The organism is Methylobacterium planeticum (genome assembly GCF_008806345.1).
GTDB classification, from domain to species: Bacteria; Pseudomonadota; Alphaproteobacteria; order Rhizobiales; family Beijerinckiaceae; genus Methylobacterium; species Methylobacterium planeticum.
In genome coordinates this window covers 65629-83969 of sequence record NZ_VZZJ01000015.1, presented here as the reverse complement: position 1 = coordinate 83969, position 18341 = coordinate 65629, and the positions used below count along the sequence as shown (strand labels likewise).

Sequence of the window (18341 nt, the reverse complement as noted above, 5' to 3'; positions counted from 1 at the left end):
GCGCGGGGCATTTCCTCCCCGGTCTCCCGCCGCCCTCCGAGCCGGCGTCGCGTCGAGCCGCCGCCCGGGGCGATGGCGACCGAAGCCACCGACGCGGGCACCGCCCCGCCGCCCCGGCCCGCCCGGTCGGTCACCGGACGGGCCCCCCGTCGAGACGGGCGGCAGGCGACGGATAGGAAGCACAGAATAGGATTTTTGTCAAGTCTTTTCGCGCCCCGCTTGTTCGCGGGGCAGCCGAAGCCGGTCTGCGGGACGCACAGGGACAGCATCGGCTCGGCGCCGGATCCCGCGGGGTCGACGCCGAGGTCGTCGTCACGTGCCCGTCCGGGGTCGAGAGTAGGGTGCTCTGAGGCGCGTCCTTCGCGGCCTGGGACGGTTGCGGCGATCCCGGCGGCGCGGCCGCCCGGGCCCGCTACTCCGCCGCCGGCACGCTGAGCGCCAGGAGGCGCGCGGTGCGGGCCCGGGCGCCGGCGCGGGTCTCGTGCTCGGCGGCGTTGCCGATCTGGCGGCGGGCGTCGCTGATCGCGGCGTGGACCGCGTCCACCGCCAGGATCAGGGCGCTGACCGTGCGGTTGTCGATGGTGCGCTCGCGGGCGTGGCGCACCACGTCGGTGACGAGCTCGTCCGTCTCCACCGCGATGGCGTCGAGCTCGGGCTTGGTGGTGGCGGCCCGGACCTCGCGCAGGATGTCGAGGAGCCGGTCGAGCACGACGTCGACGCGCTCGCGGCGCTTGCGCGCGAGGCGCTGGCCGAGCCAGGCGATGCCGGAGCCGATGGTGCCGCCGAAGAAGGCGAACAGGTAGATGTAGTCCTCGTAGCGGTCGAGGAAGGTCTGCTGCTCGCGCTCGAAATAATCGACCGCGCCGGGGTGGTTCGGCAGCCGGGCCGAGGTCGCCGCCACGGTGGTGTCGAAATCCGGCGCCTTCATCAGCTTGGCGATGGGCGCGGCCGCCGCGAGCTTCGAGCGCCACTCGAACAGGTGCTGGGTGGCGGAGGCCACCGCGACGCGGCTGACCGAGCCCCGGGCCATCAGCCGGTAGGAGGCGCCGACGGTCTTGACCTCCTCGTCCGGGCGCTTCGGCCGGCCCCCGAAGGTGCCGGCCGGGATCGTCACCGCCTGCAATTCGGGGAAGCGCGTCAGGATCGCCTCGCCGTCCGCGATCGCCACGAAGCCGATCTTCCTGTCGGGGGCGCCCATCTCCACCGCCCGGACGGTCGCGGTCGCGGCCTTGGAGGCGGGGTTGGCGATGACCGCGACCGCGTCGACCCGCTTCTCGGCGATCGCCGCCGTCACCTCGGCGGGCTTGAGGGGCACCAGGGCGACCCGGCCCGGCCCGGGCTCGGCCCCCTCCTGGTTCTCCTCGGCCGCGAGGTCGTAGAAGGCCAGGAGGTTGTTGAGGAAGGGGGTGTCGGCGCTGTGGCGCACCACGAGGCCGAGGCGCCTGCGGGCGAGGTCGGGGAAGCTCTCGATCTCGGCGGCGCCTGGGGCGACGATGACCAGGGCCTCGTCGTGCAGGATCGCCAGGGTCAGGCCGTTCTCCGGCAGGTAGACGTCGGGCCGCACGATCGCGAGGTCGGCCTTGTTGCGCTGGAGCGCCGCGGCGCTGTCGCGCACGTCGTCGAAGGGCAGGATCCGGAGGCGGACGTCCTCGCGCCCGCGGGCGAGCGCGTTGGAATAGGCCTCGATCAGGGTGGCCTCGGCCCCGTCGCGGGGGCCGACCGCCACCGTCAGGGTGGTGGGCCGGGACAGGTAGACCACGGCCGCCGCGGTGGCGGCGAGCCCGAGGGCGAGCAGGACGAGGAGCCACTCGCGTCTCAACAGGGGGGACGGCAGGCGGCTGCCGCTCCGGGCCCGGTCGAGGTCGGCGGCCCCATGGACGCCAATCTGGACGCCACCATGGACGCCACTCTGGACGCCCCTGCGGCGTTGCGTGCTTTCCATCCGCGATTCATGGAGCGTAAACCTGTCCAGATCGTGAAGAACCGATGTCCGTGCGAAATGTTGCAGAGCGGCCGGGCCGTGGTCCCGATGTCGCAGAGGCAAGACCCACACCGCCGATCACGGCCGCCTGGCTGGAACGGGCCGCGCTGCATTATCTCGAGCGCTACAGCGCCTCGACCGAGATGCTGCGCCGGACCCTGCGGCGGCGGGTGGAGAAGCGCGCCCGCGCCCGGGGCGAGGCGGCCGAGGCCTTCGGACCGATGATCGAGGCGGTGGTGGCGCGCGCGGTGCGCGGCGGCCTCGTGGACGACGCCCGCTTCACCGCCGCCCGCCTCGCGACCCTGCGCCGCCGCGGCGCCTCCGCCCGCGGCGCCGCGGCGAAGCTCGCCGCCAAGGGCGTCTCCCGGGAGGCGATCGCCACCGCCATGGAGGCCGAGCGCGAGGCGGCCGAGCGCGAGGCCGCCCCCGCGGGCGAGGCGGAGGCCGTCGAGGCGCAGGCCGCCCGCGCCTACGCCAGGCGCCGCCGCCTCGGACCCTTCCGCCGGCCCGGCACCCGCGCGGCGCACCGCGACCGGGACCTCGCCGCCATGGCGCGGGCCGGCTTCCACTACGGCCTCGCCCGCGCCACCATCGAGGCCGAGGCCGAAGCGGAGGACGAAGTAGGGGACGGGGGCGAGGACGGCGCGGGGACGGGCGGGATCTGAGTCCCGCCGCCCGCACACCGCACCCTGATGGCGCCGGCGCTGGATTTCGCCGCCCCCCGCCCCACCTCGGGTGGACGAGGAGCCTGAGGCCGCGCAGATCCGCGTCGGCGCAGCCCCGCGAGGCAGGACACGATCATGATCAACCGCAAGGCGCACGCCGTTTGGCAGGGCAACGGCAAGGAGGGCAAGGGCCGGATCACGACGCAGTCGGGCGTGCTCTCGGACCAGCCCTACGGCTTCAACACCCGCTTCGAGGACAAGCCCGGCACCAACCCCGAGGAGCTGATCGCGGCGGCCCATGCCGGCTGCTTCACCATGGCGCTCGCCTTCCAGCTCCAGGAGGCGGGCCTCGCCGCCACCGAGATGACAACGGAATCGGTCGTCACCCTCGAGAAGGACGGCGCCGGCTTCAAGGTCACGAAATCCGCCCTCACCCTCACGGCCACGATCCCGGGCATCGACCAGGCGAAGTTCGAGGAACTCGCCCACGCCGCCGAGACCGGCTGCCCGATCTCCAAGGTCCTCAACGCCGAGATCACCCTCAACGCCACGCTGAAGCAGGGCTGAGGCGGCCCTCGGCGGCGCGACCGGCGCGTCTCGTTCGCGCCGCCGGCCGAGTGCTCCCCCTCTCCCGCTCGGGAGAGGGGGCCCGGCGCGGTGACCGTGCCAGATCCAGCTGCGTGGCGTGGCGCGGACGACGGTGCGCCCCACCTCTCCCGTCCGGGAGAGGTCGAGTCGGCGCCAGCCGACCGGGTGAGGGGTGTGGCCTCTCCGGAGAGCCCGCATCCCTCACCCCAACCCTCTCTTGCTCGGGAGAGGGGGCGCGTCGCGACACCCGCGCCATCACGGGACCACGACTCACTCCGGACGGCGGCGCGCCTCCCGCGCCGGGTCCGGCAACCACGGCTTCACCCCGAGCCGGGTGCGGCGCCAGGGCGCGGGAGGGCGCGTGGGACGACCTTGAACAAACCGCGAACGGACGGCATCTTCCCCGGATGGACGAGATTCTGGCCAGGAAGCTGCGCATCCTCGCGGATGCCGCCAAGTACGATGCATCCTGCTCCTCGTCGGGGGCGCCGAAGCGCGCGGCCGGCAAGGATGGGCTCGGCTCGACGACGGGGGCCGGGATCTGCCACGCCTACACGCCGGACGGGCGCTGCATCTCGCTCCTGAAGATCCTGCTGACGAATTACTGCCTGTTCGACTGCGCCTACTGCGTCAACCGCCGCTCCTCGAACGTGCGGCGGGCGAAGTTCTCGGTCGAGGAGGTCGTGACCCTCACGGTCGAGTTCTACAAGCGCAACTACATCGAGGGGCTGTTCCTCTCCTCGGGGATCATCAAGTCGCCGGACCACACCATGGAGCTGCTGACCCGGGTGGCGAAGTCCCTGCGGCGCGACCATGGCTTCCGCGGCTACATCCACCTGAAGTCGATTCCCGAGGCGAGCCCCTGGCTGATCGAGGAGGCGGGGCTTTACGCCGACCGTCTCTCGATCAACCTCGAATTGCCCACCGAGGCGAGCCTGGAGCGGCTCGCGCCCGAGAAGGACGGCGCCTCGATCCAGGGGGCGATGGCGCAGATCGGCAGCCGCATCGCCGAGGCCAAGGCGGAGCACCGCCGCTTCTCCCCGGCCGGGCAGTCCACGCAGGTGATCGTCGGGGCGGACGCGACCTCCGACGAGGCCCTGATCCGCAAGAGCGCGCATCTCTACGGCAGCTTCGGGCTCAAGCGGGTCTATTACTCGGCCTTCAGCCCGATCCCGGACGGCTCGACCATCCTGCCCCTGAAGGCCCCGCCGCTCCAGCGGGAGCACCGGCTGTACCAGGCGGATTGGCTGCTGCGCTACTACGACTTCACCCCCGACGACGTGGCGGAGGCGACCGAGGACGGCATGTTCGCCCTCGACGTCGACCCGAAGCTCGCCTGGGCCCTGAAGAACCGGCACCGCTTCCCCGTCGACGTGAACCGGGCCGACCGGGAGATGCTGCTGCGGGTGCCCGGGCTCGGCGCGCGCGCCGTCGACAAGATCGTCAGGGCGCGCCGCCACACCAGCCTGCGCCTCGACGACGTGGCGCGGCTCTCCTCGGGCCTGAAGCGCGCCCGGCCCTTCCTGATCGCCGCCGATCACCGGCCGACCGGGCTCACCGACCGCCTCGACCTGCGCGCCCGCCTCGCCGAGCCGGCGCAGCAGCTGAGCCTGTTCTGAGATGACCGCGCAGGCGCCCCGGCACGCCCCCTCCCCCGCTCCGCGTCGCGGACCGGCCCTCGCCCGGACCGGAGAGGCGGACCGCGCCGGGTCCGGCCCCGAGAGCCCGGCGCCCGGCCCCGAGAGCCCCCCCCTGCGCACGGTCCTGCTCGGCCCCGGGGCCGACCTCCCGGGGTTCCGGGCCGCCGTGCGCGGGCTCGTGGCCGCCGGGGTGGCGCCCGAGGGCGTGGCCTTCGCGAGCGGCGCGGCGCCAGGCCTGTTCGCGCCGGCGCCGGCGCCGGCGGAGGGCGCTGCGGTGCCGCTGCCGCGGGCGGTGGCGGACCTGATCGCGATGGTGGTGCCCCACCGCGACCCCGAGCGCTACGCCCTGCTGTACGGGCTGATCTGGCGGATCCTGAAGGGCGAGCGCCAGCTCCTCGAAGTGGGCAGCGACCCCCTGGTCCACCGCCTCGGGCTGATGCGCAGGGCGATCCAGCGCGACCTGCACAAGATGCACGCCTTCCTGCGCTTCCGCCGCGTGCCGGAGGCTGCCGGAACCGAGCGCTTCGTCGCCTGGTTCGAGCCGGAGCACCACATCCTCGAGGCCGCCGCCCCGTTCTTCGTGGAGCGCTTCCGGGCGCTGCGCTGGACCATCCTGACGCCGGAGGGCTCGGCCATCTGGGACGGCGAGGCGGTGCGGTTCGGCCCGCCCGGCCGGCGCGAGGCGGTGCCGCCGGGCGACGGGTTCGAGGCGGGCTGGCGGGACTATTACGAGAGCACCTTCAACCCGGCCCGCACCAACCTGCGGGCGATGCGGGCCGAGATGCCGAAGAAGTACTGGCACAACATGCCCGAGACCGCCGCCATCCCGGCCCTGATCCGGGCGGCGGGCACGCGCACCGCCCAGATGATCGAGAGGGAGCCGCAGATGCCGACGAAGCGCCAGCCCGTCCGCGCGGTCGCCGCCATGGCCGACCAGGACCCCGCCTCGCTCGACGCCCTCAACGCCCTCATCCGCCGCTCCGAGCCGCTGGTGCCCGGCGCCACCCAGGCGGTGCTCGGCGAGGGCCCGGTCGGCGCGACCGTGGCGTTCGTGGGCGAGCAGCCGGGCGACCAGGAGGACCGGCAGGGCCGGCCCTTCGTGGGCCCGGCGGGCCAGCTCCTGTCCCGCGCCATGGCGGAGGCCGGCCTCGCCCGGGACCGGGCCTACCTGACGAATGCGGTCAAGCACTTCAAGTTCGAGGAGCGCGGCAAGCGCCGCATCCACCAGAAGCCCACCGCCGGCGAGGTCAGCCACTATCGCTGGTGGCTCGACCGGGAGCTCGACTTCGTGGGCCCGAAGCTCGTGGTGGCGCTCGGCGCCACCGCGGTGCTGGCGCTGACCGGCAAGGCCGTGCCGATCACCCGGGCCCGCGGGCCCTTCCGGTTCGAGCGCTTCGACAACCGCTTCCAGGGCTTCATCACGGTCCACCCCTCCTACCTGCTGCGCCTGCCCGACGAGGCCAAGGCGGAGGCCTACGCGGCATTCGTCGACGACCTGCGCCGGGTCGAGGCGCTGGCGCAGGATCTCGCGTCCTAGGCGGTGGTCGAGCCTCGCATACAACTCAGAATTGTCACGGCCGGGCCGGGCCGGCGGCCGAGCGCCGCCGGGCCCCGCCTGATCCGCCGAGCCCGGCCGGAGGCGGCCCGGATCGTCGCGAAAATACAACCTTTGCGGGAATACTTGAGGATCGCCGGGGCATTGCGGCCTCACGCGGTATTGAACCGATTTTGCCCTCCTGAACCTGAGTTTCTGATCCGAAAGATTGCACACGAAACCGGGCATTAACCGGATTTGCCGGAATCTCCGACCGCACGAGTCGATGTCCGGCACCGAGCGCAGCGGGCCGGATCCAGCTTCAGGCGCCAGAAGCCCCCATGAACGTCTTCCGCGACGGCGAGACCCGCTCCAAGATCGAGGCCCTGAACCGCTCGCAGGCGGTGATCGAGTTCGCCCCCGACGGCACCATCCTGAGCGCCAACCAGCGCTTCCTCGACGCGGTCGGCTACCGCCTGGAGGAGATCCGGGGCCAGCATCACGGCCTGCTCGTGGAGGCGGCCCACCGGGACAGCCCGGAATACGGCGCCTTCTGGTCGGCGCTCCGGCAGGGCACGTTCCAGGCGGGCGCGTTCAAGCGCCTCGGCAAGGGCGGCCGCACGGTCTGGTTGCAGGCGAGCTACAACCCCGTCCTGGGGCGGGGCGGCAAGCCCGCGAAGGTGGTGACGTTCGCCCACGACATCACCGCGCAGGTGGCGCGCACGGCCGATTGCGAGGGGCAGATCCGGGCGCTCCAGCGCTCGCAGGCGGTGATCGAGTTCGCGGTCGACGGCACCATCCTGACCGCCAACCCGAACTTCCTCGCCGTGATGGGCTACCGCCTCGACGAGATCCAGGGGCGCCACCACAGCCTGTTCGTCGCCCCCGACGACAAGGCCGGCCCCGCCTACCGGAGCTTCTGGGACAGGCTCGGCCGCGGGGAGTACCAGGCGGGCGAGTACCGGCGCCTCGCCCAGGGCGGCCGCGAGGTCTTCATCCACGGCTCCTACAACCCGGTCTTCGACCGCGACGGCCGGCTCCTGAAGGTCGTCAAGTTCGCCACCGACGTGAGCGCCGGCGTCGAGGAGCGCCGCCGCCGCGCCGCCCTGCAGCAGGCCATCGCCCTCGACCTGAACGCCATCGCGGACGCGGCCTCCGGCGCCTCGCGCCAGGCCGCGCAGGCGGCTCAGGCCTCGACGCAGGTCTCCTCCGACATCCAGACCGTCGCCGCGGGGGCGGAGGAGCTGGCCGCCTCGGTCTCCGAGATCAGCCAGCAGGTGACGCACGCCTCCGAGATCTCCGGCAAGGCCGTGACGCAGACGCGCCAGACCGGCACCATCATCGCGGGGCTGACCGACGCCGCCTCCCGGATCGGCGAGGTGGTGGCCCTGATCCAGGGGATCGCGGCGCAGACGAACCTGCTCGCGCTCAACGCCACCATCGAGGCGGCCCGCGCCGGCGAGGCGGGGCGGGGCTTCGCCGTGGTGGCGACGGAGGTGAAGGCGCTCGCGGCCCAGACCTCGAAGGCGACCGAGCAGATCGGCGCGCAGATCGCGGCGACGCAGGACGTCACCCGGGAGGCGGTCGGGGCGATCGACTCGATCCAGGCCACGATCCTGGCGCTGAACGAGGTCGCCAGCACCATCTCGGCCGCGGTCGAGGAGCAATCCGCCGTGACCCGCGAGATGTCGGCGCGCATGCAGGCGGCCTCGCAGGGCGTGTCCGAGATCACCGGCAGCCTCGGCGGGATCGCCCTCTCGACGGAGACGGTGGACGCGGCGACCCAGAAGGTCCGGGCCTCCTCGCGCGACGCGGCCTGACGGGCCGCCCTCAGACCTCGGCGGCGTCCGCCTCCTTGTGCGGGCGCAGCTCCGGCGCGACCGGGCCGGCCTCGACCGCGGCCTCCGGGGCGGCGCGGCTCTCCTGGCGGCTCGAATCGACGAAGAGGCGCGCCTCGCCCTCCTTCACCCCGAGGCTGCGCAGGGCGTAGAGGGTCATGCCGAGGGCGAGCTCGCGCTCGCCCATCAGGACGAGGCCGACGCGCTCCTCCTCGAGGCGCCGCCGCTCGCTGTCGCTGTGGGTGCGGATCACGGTGTCGATCTGGGGGTTGGCGCCCCGCGCGATCTCGATGAGGCGGCGGGTCTGGTGCGAATCCGGGGTCGCCAGCACGAGGAGGCGGGCGCTGCCGATATCGGCCGCCTCGAGGATGCCCGGGGCGGCGGCGTCGCCGAAGACCGCGTCGGTGCCGTTCTGGCGCAGCTCCAGCACCCGGCGGCGGTCGCGGTCGACCACCACGTAGGGCAGGTCCCAGGCCTGCAGCGCCTTGCCGATGCTGCTCCCGACCCGGCCGTAGCCGATCACCACCGCGTGGTTGCGGCGCGGCGCGGATTCCAGCGCCATCGCGACCTGGCCGGCCCCCTGCCGCTCGAAGCGGGCGGCGAGGTCCGGGCGATCCGCCAGGTGGCGCTCGACCCGCGCCGCCAGGGCGAAGAACAGCGGGTTGAGGGTGATCGACAGGAGGGCGCCCCCGAGGATGAGGTCGCGGCCCTCCTCGGGCAGGAGCTTCAGCGACAGGCCGAGGCCGACCAGGATGAAGGAGAACTCGCCGATCTGCGCGAGGCTCGCCGCGATGGTCAGGGCGGTGCCGACCGGGTGCCGGAAGGCCAGCACGATCGCCACCGCCGCGAGCGACTTGCCGAGCATGATCACGCCGAGGACGGCCAGGACCGAGAGGGGCTCGCGGATCAGGATGCCGGGGTCGAACAGCATGCCGACCGAGACGAAGAACAGGACCGCGAAGGCGTCCTGCAGGGGCAGCGAATCGGCCGCCGCCTGATGGCTGAGGTCCGATTCGGCGAGCACCATGCCGGCGAAGAAGGCGCCGAGCGCGAAGGAGACCCCGAACAGCTCCGCCGAGCCGAAGGCGATGCCGAGCGCCAGCGCCAGCACCGCCAGGGTGAACAGCTCGCGCGAGCCCGTGCGGGCCGCCTGATCGAGGAGCCAGGGCACGATCCGGCGCCCGCCGACGAGCATCAGGGCGGTGAACACCGTGACCTTGGCGAGGGTCAGCCCGAGGGTGATCCAGAGGCTGCCGCCGCCCGGGTGGTGGCCGGCGGCCTCCCCCCCGCCGCCCCCGAGGGAGGGCGCCAGCGCCGGCAGCAGCACCAGGGCCAGCACCATGGCGAGGTCCTCGACGATGAGCCAGCCCACCGCGATCCGGCCCTTGTCTGTGTCGAGGAGGTTGCGCTCCTCGAGCGCCCGCAGCAGCACCACGGTGCTGGCCACCGACAGCGCCAGCCCGAAGACGAGGCCGGCCCCGAGGCTCCAGCCCCAGGCCAGGGCGAGGCCGCCGCCCATGGCGGTCGCCACCGCGATCTGCACCACGGCGCCGGGCAGCGCGATGCTGCGCACCGTCATCAGGTCCTTGATCGAGAAGTGCAGGCCGACCCCGAACATCAGCAGGATCACGCCGATCTCGGCGAGCTGCCCGGCGAGCCCGCTATTGCCGACGAAGCCCGGCGTGTAGGGGCCGACCAGGACCCCCGCGAGCAGGTAGCCGACGAGGGGCGGCAGCCGCAGGCGCTGCGCGGCCATTCCGCACACGAAGGCGAGCACGAGCCCGAGGGCGATGATGGCGATCAGCTCGGTCGCGTGCGGCACGGGTCTAACGTCTCCTGGGCGGGCCATGCGACGGCGGCGCGGCCGGTCTCGAGCGGGTCCTCGGGCGGGTCTCGGAGCACCGGTCCCGTTCCTAACCGAGACCGGCCTCGAAATCCGTGCCGGACTACACCCGCGGTGCCCCTGCGCACAGCGGGTTCGCGAAAAAGGGCCCGGCGGACAGGATCCGGCAGCCTCGCGCCACCCCACGACAACGCGCCCGGCGCCCCCGGTTTCACCGAAGATCTCGTCCGTCTCGCGGACGCGGGCGTGGCGAGCCCGAAGCAGAACCGTCGCGATCGGAAGATCATCCGCAGCGGTTCCGACACGATCGCGTGAAACCGCAGCCCGCGATGCTCGGTTGTCGCCGTGGATCATGCCCCTCGGCGCGGGGCGTCAGACGAGGCGGCGATGGCAACCCAGGACGAATTCTTGAAGCGGGAGGCGACCGCGCGGGTCGATCGTCGGGAGAGCCGCAATTCCACCGTCTGGACCGTGGCGCTGGCGACCGCGCTGCTGGGCCTCGTGGCGATGCCGCGCCGCCGCTCGGGCGGCTCCGCCTCGGGCGGCTCCGCCGCGGATGCGCCGCGCGAGGCTTCCCCCTCGCACGAGGCCTCCCCCTCGCACGAGGCCTCGCCCTCCCACGAGGGCCGGGATGCCCACCGGGTCGCGGCGTCGGAGGGCGGGCGCGGGCGCCAGGCCTCGACGCCCTCCGAGATCCCGGCGAGCGGCTGGAAGGACATCGGCCTGCGGGTCTTCCACGACGTCAGCGAGAACCGCCTCGTCTCGGTGGCGGCCGGCGTGACCTTCTACGTGCTGCTGGCGATCTTCCCGGCGGTGGCGGCCCTCGTCTCCTGCTACGGGCTCGTCGCCGATGTCGGCACCATCAACGAGCACCTGGCGAGCCTGCAGGGGGTGCTGCCCTCGGGCGCCATCGACATCGTCGGCGAGCAGGTGAAGCGCATCGCCGCCAAGGGCGACACCACCCTGGGGATCACCTTCTTCACCGGCCTCGCGCTCTCGATCTGGAGCGCCAACGGCGGCATGAAGGCGGTCTTCGACGCCCTCAACATCGTCTACGAGGAGCGCGAGAAGCGAAACTTCCTCTGGCTCAACCTGCGCTCCCTCACCTTCACGGCCGGCGCGCTGCTGTTCATCGTCCTCGCCCTCGCGGGCATCGTGGTGGTGCCGGTCGTGTTCAACACCATCGGCCTGAGCGCCGGCGCCTGGTACATCTCGCTCCTGCGCTGGCCGGTCCTCTACCTCGTCGTGCTGCTCGGCCTCGCGCTGATCTACCGCTACGGCCCGAGCCGGGACGCGCCGCGCTGGCGCTGGGTGACCTGGGGCAGCGCCATCGCGGCGGCCCTGTGGCTCGGCACCTCCCTGGGCTTCTCCTGGTACGTCTCGAATTTCGGCAAGTACAACGAGACCTACGGCTCCCTCGGCGCCGTGATCGGCTTCATGACCTGGATCTGGATCTCGACCATCATCGTGCTGGCGGGCGCCGAGATCAACGCCGAGATGGAGCACCAGACCGCGCAGGACACCACGGTCGGCCGTCCCCAGCCCCTCGGCACCCGCCAGGCCCGGATGGCCGACACGGTGGGGGCGGCGACCTGAGGGGGCCCAGAGGCAGCAGGGGGCCATTGGGGGCACGCTGCCACATCAGGATGACGTTGAGGGTGGAACGAACGCCCTCGACGAAGCGCAATTTTTCTCGCAGACCTTCCGGCGATGACCAGCACCGCCCCCGCATCCGCCGCGCCCGCCCCCGACGACAAGCCCGTCGGCCCCGGCGACCAGATCATCCTCGTCGACGGCTCCTCGTTCATCTTCCGGGCCTATTTCCAGTCGATCAACCAGCCGGAGCGCTACAATTTCCGGCCCTCGGACGGGCTGCCCACCGGCGCGGTGCGGCTGTTCTGCGCCAAGATCGCGCAATTCGTGCAGGAGGGCGCGGCGGGAATCTGCCCGACCCATCTGGGCATCGTCTTCGACAAGTCGGAGGGCTCGTTCCGCAAGGAGATGTTCCCCGACTACAAGGGCCACCGCCCCGACGCGCCGGACGACCTCAAGCGCCAGATGCCGCTCATGCGCGAGGCGGTGCGGGCCTTCGGGCTGCACGCGGTCGAGCTCGAGCGCTACGAGGCGGACGACCTGATCGCCACCTACGCGCGCCAGGCCGAGGCGCGGGGGGCCGGCGTCATCATCGTGTCCTCCGACAAGGACCTGATGCAGCTCGTCGGGCCGCTGGTGCGGTTCTACGATTTCGAGTCCGGCGCCAAGGGCAAGCCCGGCTACCGGCCCGAGCGCAACCTCGACGTGGACGCCATCGTGGCGAAGTGGGAGGGGCTGCAGCCGAGCCAGATCGGCGACGCGCTGGCGCTGATCGGCGACACCTCCGACAACGTGCCCGGGGTGCCCGGCATCGGCCTCAAGACCGCCGCCGCCCTGATCAAGGAGTTCGGCAGCCTCGAGGCGCTGCTCGAGCGCGCGGGCGAGATCAAGCAGCCCAAGCGCCGCGAGACGCTGCTCGCCAATGTCGATCAGGCCAGGCTCTCCCGGAAGCTCGTGGCGCTCGAGGAGAGCGTGCCGGTGCCCGTGCCCCTCGACGCCCTGCGCCTGCCCAAGCCCGACCCGGAGAGGCTCGTCGGCTTCCTCAAGGCGATGGAGTTCAACACCCTGACGCGCCGCATCGCCCAGATGCTGCACGTCGACCCCGAGGCGGTGCGCCCCGACCCGAGCCTCCTGCCCGGCGGCACGCCGCACGGCTACGCCAACCCGGAGGGCGGCAGCGACGCGGTGCCGTTCTTCGGCGACGGCGTGCCCCCCGATCCCGAGACCGAGGCGGCCGGGGCCGAGCGGCCGGACGGCGACGCCCCGCCCGAGATCGACCCCTTCGCCGACCTCGACCTGCCGGACGCCCCCGCCCGGCCCCGGGGCCCCGCCGAGCCGACGCCCTCGGGCGTGGTGGCGGCGCGCGCGGCTGAATCGGTCAAGCCCTTCGACACGGCGGCCTACGAGACCATCCAGTCCGCCGAGCAGCTCCAGGCCTGGATCGCCGAGGCCGAGGAGGCGGGGGTGATCGCGGTCGATACCGAGACCGACGCCCTCGACGCCAACCGGGCCGGCCTCGTCGGCGTCTCCCTCGCCACCGGCCCCGGGCGCGCCGCCTACATCCCGCTGACCCACCGGGGCGGCGAGGACCTGTTCGGCGAGGGCCTACTGCCCGGGCAGATCCCCCGCGACGACGCCCTGGCGCTCCTGAAGCCGCTCCTCGAGAACCCGGGGGTGCTCAAGGTCGGCCAGAACCTGAAATACGACTGGCTCGTGCTCTCGCGCTACGGGATCACGGTGGCGCCCTTCGACGACACCATGCTGATCTCCTACGTGCTCGATGCCGGCAAGGGCGGGCACGGCATGGACGAGCTGGCGCGCCGCCATCTCGGGCACCAGCCCATCACCTTCGCGGAGGTGGCGGGGACGGGCCGGGCCAAGGTGAGCTTCGACAAGGTGCCCCTCGACAAGGCCACCGCCTACGCGGCCGAGGACGCGGACGTGACGCTGCGCCTGTGGCGGATGATGAAGCCCCGCCTCGTGGCCGAGCGGCGCGTGGCCGTCTACGAGACCCTGGAGCGCCCCCTCGTGCCCGTCGTCGCCCGGATGGAGGGCCGCGGCATCCGCGTCGACCGCAACATGCTGAGCCGGCTCTCGGGCGACTTCGCCCAGACCCTGGCGCGGCTGGAGGAGGAGATCCAGGAGGACGCGCAGGAGACGTTCTCGGTCTCCTCGCCGAAGCAGATCGGCGACATCCTGTTCGGCAAGATGGGCCTGCCCGGCGCCAAGAAGACGCCGTCCGGCCAGTGGGCGACCCCCGCGACGCTGCTGGAGGAGCTGGCCCAGGCCGGCCACCCGCTGCCGAAGAAGATCCTCGAATGGCGCCAGCTCGCCAAGCTGAAATCCACCTACACGGATTCGCTGCAGGAGCATGCCGAGCGCGACACCGACCGGGTCCACACCTCGTTCTCCCTCGCCGCCACCACCACGGGCCGGCTCTCCTCCTCCGACCCGAACCTGCAGAACATCCCGATCCGCACCGAGGAGGGCCGGCGCATCCGCCGCGCCTTCGTGGCGGCGGAGGGCAACAAGCTGATCTCGGCCGATTACAGCCAGATCGAGCTGCGGCTGCTGGCCCACATCGCCGACATCCCGCAGCTGCGCCAGGCCTTCGCGGACGGCATCGACATCCACGCCGCCACCGCCTCGGCGATGTTCGGGGTGCCCCTGAAGGAGATGACGCCGGACCTGCGCCGGCGCGCCAAGACCATCAATTTCGGCATCATCTACGGCATCTCGGCCTTCGGCCTCGCCGACCGCCTCGGCATCCCGCAAGGGGAGGCCTCGGCCTTCATCAAGCAGTATTTCGAGCGCTTCCCCGGCATCCGCGCCTATATCGACGACACCAAGAAGTTCTGCCGCGACAAGGGCTACGTCACGACCCTGTTCGGCCGCGTCTGCCATTACCCGCAGATCCGCTCGAACAACCCGCAGGAGCGCGCGAGCGTCGAGCGCCAGGCCATCAACGCCCCGATCCAGGGCACCGCCGCCGACATCATCCGCCGGGCCATGACCCGGATGGAGGGCGCGCTCGCGGCGGAACGACTCACCGTGCGCATGCTCCTGCAGGTGCACGACGAGCTCGTCTTCGAGGCCCCCGAGGAGGAGGTCGCGCGGGCGCTCCCGGTGATCTCGCGGGTGATGGAGGAGGCCCCCCACCCGGGCATCACGCTGCGCGTGCCCCTCGCCGTCGAGGCGCGGGCGGCGGGGAACTGGGAGGAGGCGCATTGAGGCCTGCCCCGCCCCGTCGGCCCTCGAACGCCGGCCGGATCCGACCAGGCGATCGCGCCCATTCTTCGGGACCGGGACGCCAGGCCCGCCCTCCGGGCCAACGGAGCCCCCGGACCGGTGTCGCGCGCCCGGCATTCGCCTGCTAAAACCCCCGTCCGATGCCCCATCTCGTCGCCGCCCTCTACCGGTTCACGCCGCTGCCCGACGCCGACGCCCTCCGGGCGCCGCTGCAGGGCCTGTGCGAGGCGCAGGGCCTCACCGGCACGCTGCTGATCGCCCGCGAGGGGATCAACGGCACGGTGGCGGGCTCGCAGGAAGGCATCGCGGCGTTCCTCGCCGAACTCCGCGAGGGTCCGCTCCTCGGCGGCCGGCTCGAGGGGCTCGAATGCAAGCTGTCGTGGGCGCAAGCCCCGCCCTTCCGGCGCATGAAGGTGAAGCTCAAGCCCGAGATCGTCACCTTCGACGCGGGCGCCACCGACCCGACCGGCGATGTCGGGACCCGGGTCGCGCCGGAGGATTGGAACGCGCTGCTTGGGCGGCCGGACGTCCTGGTGATCGACACCCGCAACGCCTTCGAGGTCGGGCTCGGCACCTTCGCGGGGGCGGTGGATCCGCGCCTGCGCCGCTTCAGCGATTTTCGCGATTACGCGGACGGGCTCGATCCGGTGGCGCGGCCGGCGGTCGCCCTGTTCTGCACCGGCGGCATCCGCTGCGAGAAGGCCGGGGCCTATCTCAGGGCCAGGGGATTCCCCGAGGTGCACCTCCTGCGGGGCGGCATCCTGAAATACCTCGAGACGGTGCCGGAGGCCGAGAGCCGTTGGCGGGGCGATTGCTTCGTCTTCGACGGCCGCATCGCCCTCGGCCACGGCCTCGACGAGCGGCCGGATCACCCGCCGGAGGCGCTGCGATGAGCGCCGGAGGCTCGGGGACGACCGCCGGAGGCTTTGGGACGACCGGCGAGGCGGGCGACGCCGGCCGCATCGACCGGCTGGAGATGCGCCTGACCGAGCAGGACCTCGCGATCGAGGACCTGAACCGGACGATCACCGAGCAATGGCGCCTGATCGACCGGCTGACCCGGCAGGTCGCGGCGCTGCGGGAGCGCGTCGAGGAGGCGGGGGAGCGGGGCGGCGACCCGCGCGCCCCGGAGCCGCCGCCCCCGCATTACTGAGGCGCCCCTCGGCCCTGAGATCCGCCCTCAGCCGGCCTCGTCGAGTTCCGGCCCGCGGGTGACGTCGAGCCCCCCGCCCGTGCCCGGCGGCGGGCCGACCTTGACCGGACTGCCGCTGCGGGCCGCCTCGTAGATCGCCTCCATCAGCACCTGGTCCTGCAGGCCCTCCTCCCCGGGGGTGCGCGGCCGGCGGTTGTCCTGGACGCAGCGGGCGAAGTGGTCGATCTCCAGGGCGAACTGGTTCTTCTGGGCGAGCACCCGGTTGTCGCGGGATTCCTGCTTGCCGTCCTTGTGGGAGATGATCAGGCGCTGGCCCTCGTACGCGAAGGCGTTCTCCAGCACGATGTCGGCCCCGGCCGAGTGCACCGCGAGGCGCCGGGATTCGTGCACCCCGTAGCTCGTCATGCACTGGGCGATGGCGCCGGAGGGGAAGCGCAGGGTGAAGCTCACCGTCTCCTCGACCTCGCCGAACTTGCCGTCGTCGGGGGGCGAGAAGATCTGCGCCTCCACCGAGACCGGCTCCTCGCCCAGCAGCGCCCGGGTGCCGTTGAGGCAGTAGAGGCCGATATCCGGCAGGGCGCCCCCGCCCGCCAGCGCCCTCTTGAGGCGCCACTGCTCGGGCAGGCCGGTGGTCTGGCCGTTGAAGGCCTGGATCAGGCGGGGCTTGCCGAACTCGCCGGAGCGGGCGAGCCGTGTCACCTCGCGGTTGTAGGGCTCGTACTGGCAGCGATAGGCGATCATCAGCTTGACGTTCGCCTTGGCGCAGGCCGCGATCATCGCGCGGGCTTCCTCCGAGGAGGCCGCCATCGGCTTCTCGCAGAGCACCTGCTTGCCCGCCCCCGCCGCCGCCAGCACGTGCTCGCGGTGGAGCGCGTTCGGGGTCACGATGTAGACGGCCCGGATCGCCGGATCCTGGCGCAGCCGGTCCCAGTCGCCGTAGCCGTAGACCGCCTCGGGGGCGAGGCCGTACTGCTCGGCCACGAGCTTCGCCTTGTCCGGGCTCCCCGACATCACCCCCGCGAGCCGCGCCCGCTTGCACTGCGCCAGGGCCGGCAGGATCTCCTCGAGGCTGAGCCGCCCGAGGCCGACGACGCAGAGGCCGACGCGCTTCTCCGGCGGCATCGGGGCGGGCGGCGGCGGGGGCGTGCGGTCGCCGGGGCCGCGCCAGTTCGGAAATGCGATTCTGCCACCCTGCACCGCGCCGGTATCGGCCGGGACCGCGGGGCCGCCCGGCGGGTTCTGGGCGGCCGAGGCCGCATTCGCCACCGCGAGGGCCGCGCCGGTCAGGGTGGCGCCGCCGGCGCGCAGGAGGTTGCGCCGGGACAGGTGCGTGTCGTCGTCCGCCATGAGCCTCGCCATGTTGGCATGAGCCTCGCCATGCCGGGTGGATGTCGCGGGGGGCGCCGCCGCCGGCACTCCTCGGGTCCTCGAACGCCAGCGCGGAGGGGAGTGTTCCGCCGCTCAGGCGGGCGGGGGCGGGTCCGGGGCCTCGACCTCGCCCTTGCGCTGGAGCTGGAGCGCGACGAACCAGCACAGGGCCGCCCAGGCGGCGCCGACGCACCAGCCGGCCAGCACGTCGCTCGGCCAGTGCACCCCGAGATAGACCCGGCTGACCCCGACGCAGAGGGTGATGAAGACGCCGAGGAACAGGACCAGGGCCTTGACGCGCCGGTGCGGGTCGAGGCGGGCCACCAGGGTCGCGAGCGTCAGGTAGGCGATGGCCGACATCATGGCGTGGCCGCTCGGGAAGCTCGCGGTGAACACCTCCATGCCGTGGGGCACGAGGTCCGGCCGGGGCCGGTGGTAGAACAGCTTGAGCACCGTCGAGACGAGCTCGCCCCCGCCCACCGCCGCGACCACGAACAGGGCGATGCGGTGCTTGTTGGCGAGCGCCAGGTAGGCCGCCACCGCCACCGTCACGAACACGATGGTGAAGACGCTGCCGAGCCCGGTGATGTCCCGCATGGTCTCCTCGAGCCAGCGCGGGCCGATCGGGTCGGAGAGGTCGGCGGGGTTGCGCAGGGACAGGAGGATCTTGCGGTCGAGCGCCGCGGTCGAGCCCTCGCCGACCTCGTCCGCGAGGTAGAAGAAGCCGTAGCCGAGGAAGCTCAGGGTCAGGAGCGCGGCGAGCGGCCCGACCTCGTTGAGGCGAAAGCGCAGCCAGACCGCGGTGGCGTGGCTGAAGAGCGGATGCCCGCGGGCGGATTGCAGCGCCTTCACGGATCGATCCTCGCGCGGGTCCGGGGGGAAGCGGCCC

The 18341-nt window shown here is 72.7% G+C and carries 13 protein-coding genes; 9 read left to right on the top strand and 4 right to left on the bottom strand.

Features of this window, described 5'->3' with window-relative positions:
• Positions 1–412: 412 nt before the first annotated feature.
• Positions 413–1819, bottom strand: a complete 1407-nt coding sequence (locus tag F6X51_RS17180) for a TAXI family TRAP transporter solute-binding subunit (RefSeq protein ID WP_150964954.1) — start codon at positions 1817–1819, stop codon at positions 413–415.
• Positions 1820–1986: 167 nt separating this feature from the next.
• On the opposite strand from F6X51_RS17180, the gene F6X51_RS17175 reads away from it, so the two are divergent.
• From F6X51_RS17175 to F6X51_RS17155, 5 genes are all read left to right on the top strand, one after another.
• The gene (locus tag F6X51_RS17175; protein WP_150964902.1) at positions 1987–2646 is read left to right on the top strand and encodes a RecX family transcriptional regulator; all 660 of its coding nucleotides are present in this window, start codon (positions 1987–1989) and stop codon (positions 2644–2646) included.
• A 135-nt stretch (positions 2647–2781) separates the two neighbouring features.
• The gene (locus F6X51_RS17170) at positions 2782–3213 is read left to right on the top strand and encodes an OsmC family protein (protein ID WP_150964901.1); all 432 of its coding nucleotides are present in this window, start codon (positions 2782–2784) and stop codon (positions 3211–3213) included.
• Positions 3214–3641: 428 nt separating this feature from the next.
• A complete protein-coding gene (locus F6X51_RS17165) occupies positions 3642–4853 on the top strand; it encodes a putative DNA modification/repair radical SAM protein (RefSeq protein ID WP_150964900.1) in 1212 nt (403 codons plus the stop codon).
• Between the two features lies 1 nt (position 4854).
• The gene (locus F6X51_RS17160; RefSeq protein ID WP_150964899.1) at positions 4855–6411 is read left to right on the top strand and encodes a UdgX family uracil-DNA binding protein; all 1557 of its coding nucleotides are present in this window, start codon (positions 4855–4857) and stop codon (positions 6409–6411) included.
• A gap of 338 nt (positions 6412–6749) precedes the next feature.
• Positions 6750–8228: a methyl-accepting chemotaxis protein gene (locus F6X51_RS17155; protein WP_150964898.1), complete on the top strand. Its 1479-nt coding sequence runs from the start codon at positions 6750–6752 to the stop codon at positions 8226–8228.
• 10 nt (positions 8229–8238) lie between these two features.
• Here the strand turns inward: F6X51_RS17155 and ybaL are convergent, their stop codons facing one another.
• Positions 8239–10068, bottom strand: a complete 1830-nt coding sequence (gene ybaL, locus F6X51_RS17150) for a YbaL family putative K(+) efflux transporter (protein WP_150964897.1) — start codon at positions 10066–10068, stop codon at positions 8239–8241.
• Positions 10069–10476: 408 nt separating this feature from the next.
• Between ybaL and F6X51_RS17145 the strand changes: the two genes are divergently transcribed.
• The 4 genes from F6X51_RS17145 (at position 10477) to F6X51_RS17130 (ending at position 16084) form a co-directional block, all read left to right on the top strand.
• Positions 10477–11685 (top strand): YihY/virulence factor BrkB family protein, encoded by a 1209-nt coding sequence (locus tag F6X51_RS17145; protein ID WP_407658591.1) that lies wholly within the window; start codon positions 10477–10479, stop codon positions 11683–11685.
• A 114-nt stretch (positions 11686–11799) separates the two neighbouring features.
• On the top strand, positions 11800–14913 hold the full coding sequence (polA, locus tag F6X51_RS17140) for a DNA polymerase I (protein WP_150964896.1): 3114 nt from the start codon (positions 11800–11802) through the stop codon (positions 14911–14913).
• A gap of 158 nt (positions 14914–15071) precedes the next feature.
• On the top strand, positions 15072–15824 hold the full coding sequence (gene trhO, locus F6X51_RS17135) for an oxygen-dependent tRNA uridine(34) hydroxylase TrhO (protein WP_150964895.1): 753 nt from the start codon (positions 15072–15074) through the stop codon (positions 15822–15824).
• On the top strand, positions 15821–16084 hold the full coding sequence (locus F6X51_RS17130) for a SlyX family protein (RefSeq protein WP_150964894.1): 264 nt from the start codon (positions 15821–15823) through the stop codon (positions 16082–16084). Before trhO ends, F6X51_RS17130 begins: the two co-directional genes overlap by 4 nt.
• 27 nt (positions 16085–16111) lie before the next feature.
• Here F6X51_RS17130 and F6X51_RS17125 read toward each other — a convergent pair whose 3' ends face one another.
• Together F6X51_RS17125 and F6X51_RS17120 are read right to left on the bottom strand one after the other, a co-directional pair.
• Complete coding sequence (locus tag F6X51_RS17125) at positions 16112–17443, bottom strand: Gfo/Idh/MocA family protein (RefSeq protein ID WP_150964893.1); 1332 nt, start codon at positions 17441–17443, stop codon at positions 16112–16114.
• Between the two features lie 102 nt (positions 17444–17545).
• Positions 17546–18304, bottom strand: a complete 759-nt coding sequence (locus tag F6X51_RS17120) for a phosphatase PAP2 family protein (RefSeq protein ID WP_150964892.1) — start codon at positions 18302–18304, stop codon at positions 17546–17548.
• Positions 18305–18341 lie beyond the last annotated feature (37 nt).

What these genes read in the sequence shown, in the direction of transcription:
- F6X51_RS17160 (WP_150964899.1), top strand. Translation starts at nt 4,855, where the DNA reads ATGACCGCGCAGGCGCCCCGGCACGCCCCCTCCCCCGCTCCGCGTCGC.
- trhO (WP_150964895.1), top strand. Translation starts at nt 15,072, where the DNA reads ATGCCCCATCTCGTCGCCGCCCTCTACCGGTTCACGCCGCTGCCCGAC.
- F6X51_RS17145 (WP_407658591.1), top strand. Translation starts at nt 10,477, where the DNA reads ATGGCAACCCAGGACGAATTCTTGAAGCGGGAGGCGACCGCGCGGGTC.
- F6X51_RS17170 (WP_150964901.1), top strand. Translation starts at nt 2,782, where the DNA reads ATGATCAACCGCAAGGCGCACGCCGTTTGGCAGGGCAACGGCAAGGAG.
- F6X51_RS17175 (WP_150964902.1), top strand. Translation starts at nt 1,987, where the DNA reads ATGTCCGTGCGAAATGTTGCAGAGCGGCCGGGCCGTGGTCCCGATGTC.
- polA (WP_150964896.1), top strand. Translation starts at nt 11,800, where the DNA reads ATGACCAGCACCGCCCCCGCATCCGCCGCGCCCGCCCCCGACGACAAG.
- F6X51_RS17130 (WP_150964894.1), top strand. Translation starts at nt 15,821, where the DNA reads ATGAGCGCCGGAGGCTCGGGGACGACCGCCGGAGGCTTTGGGACGACC.
- F6X51_RS17165 (WP_150964900.1), top strand. Translation starts at nt 3,642, where the DNA reads ATGGACGAGATTCTGGCCAGGAAGCTGCGCATCCTCGCGGATGCCGCC.
- F6X51_RS17125 (WP_150964893.1), bottom strand. Translation starts at nt 17,443, where the DNA reads ATGGCGAGGCTCATGGCGGACGACGACACGCACCTGTCCCGGCGCAAC.
- F6X51_RS17155 (WP_150964898.1), top strand. Translation starts at nt 6,750, where the DNA reads ATGAACGTCTTCCGCGACGGCGAGACCCGCTCCAAGATCGAGGCCCTG.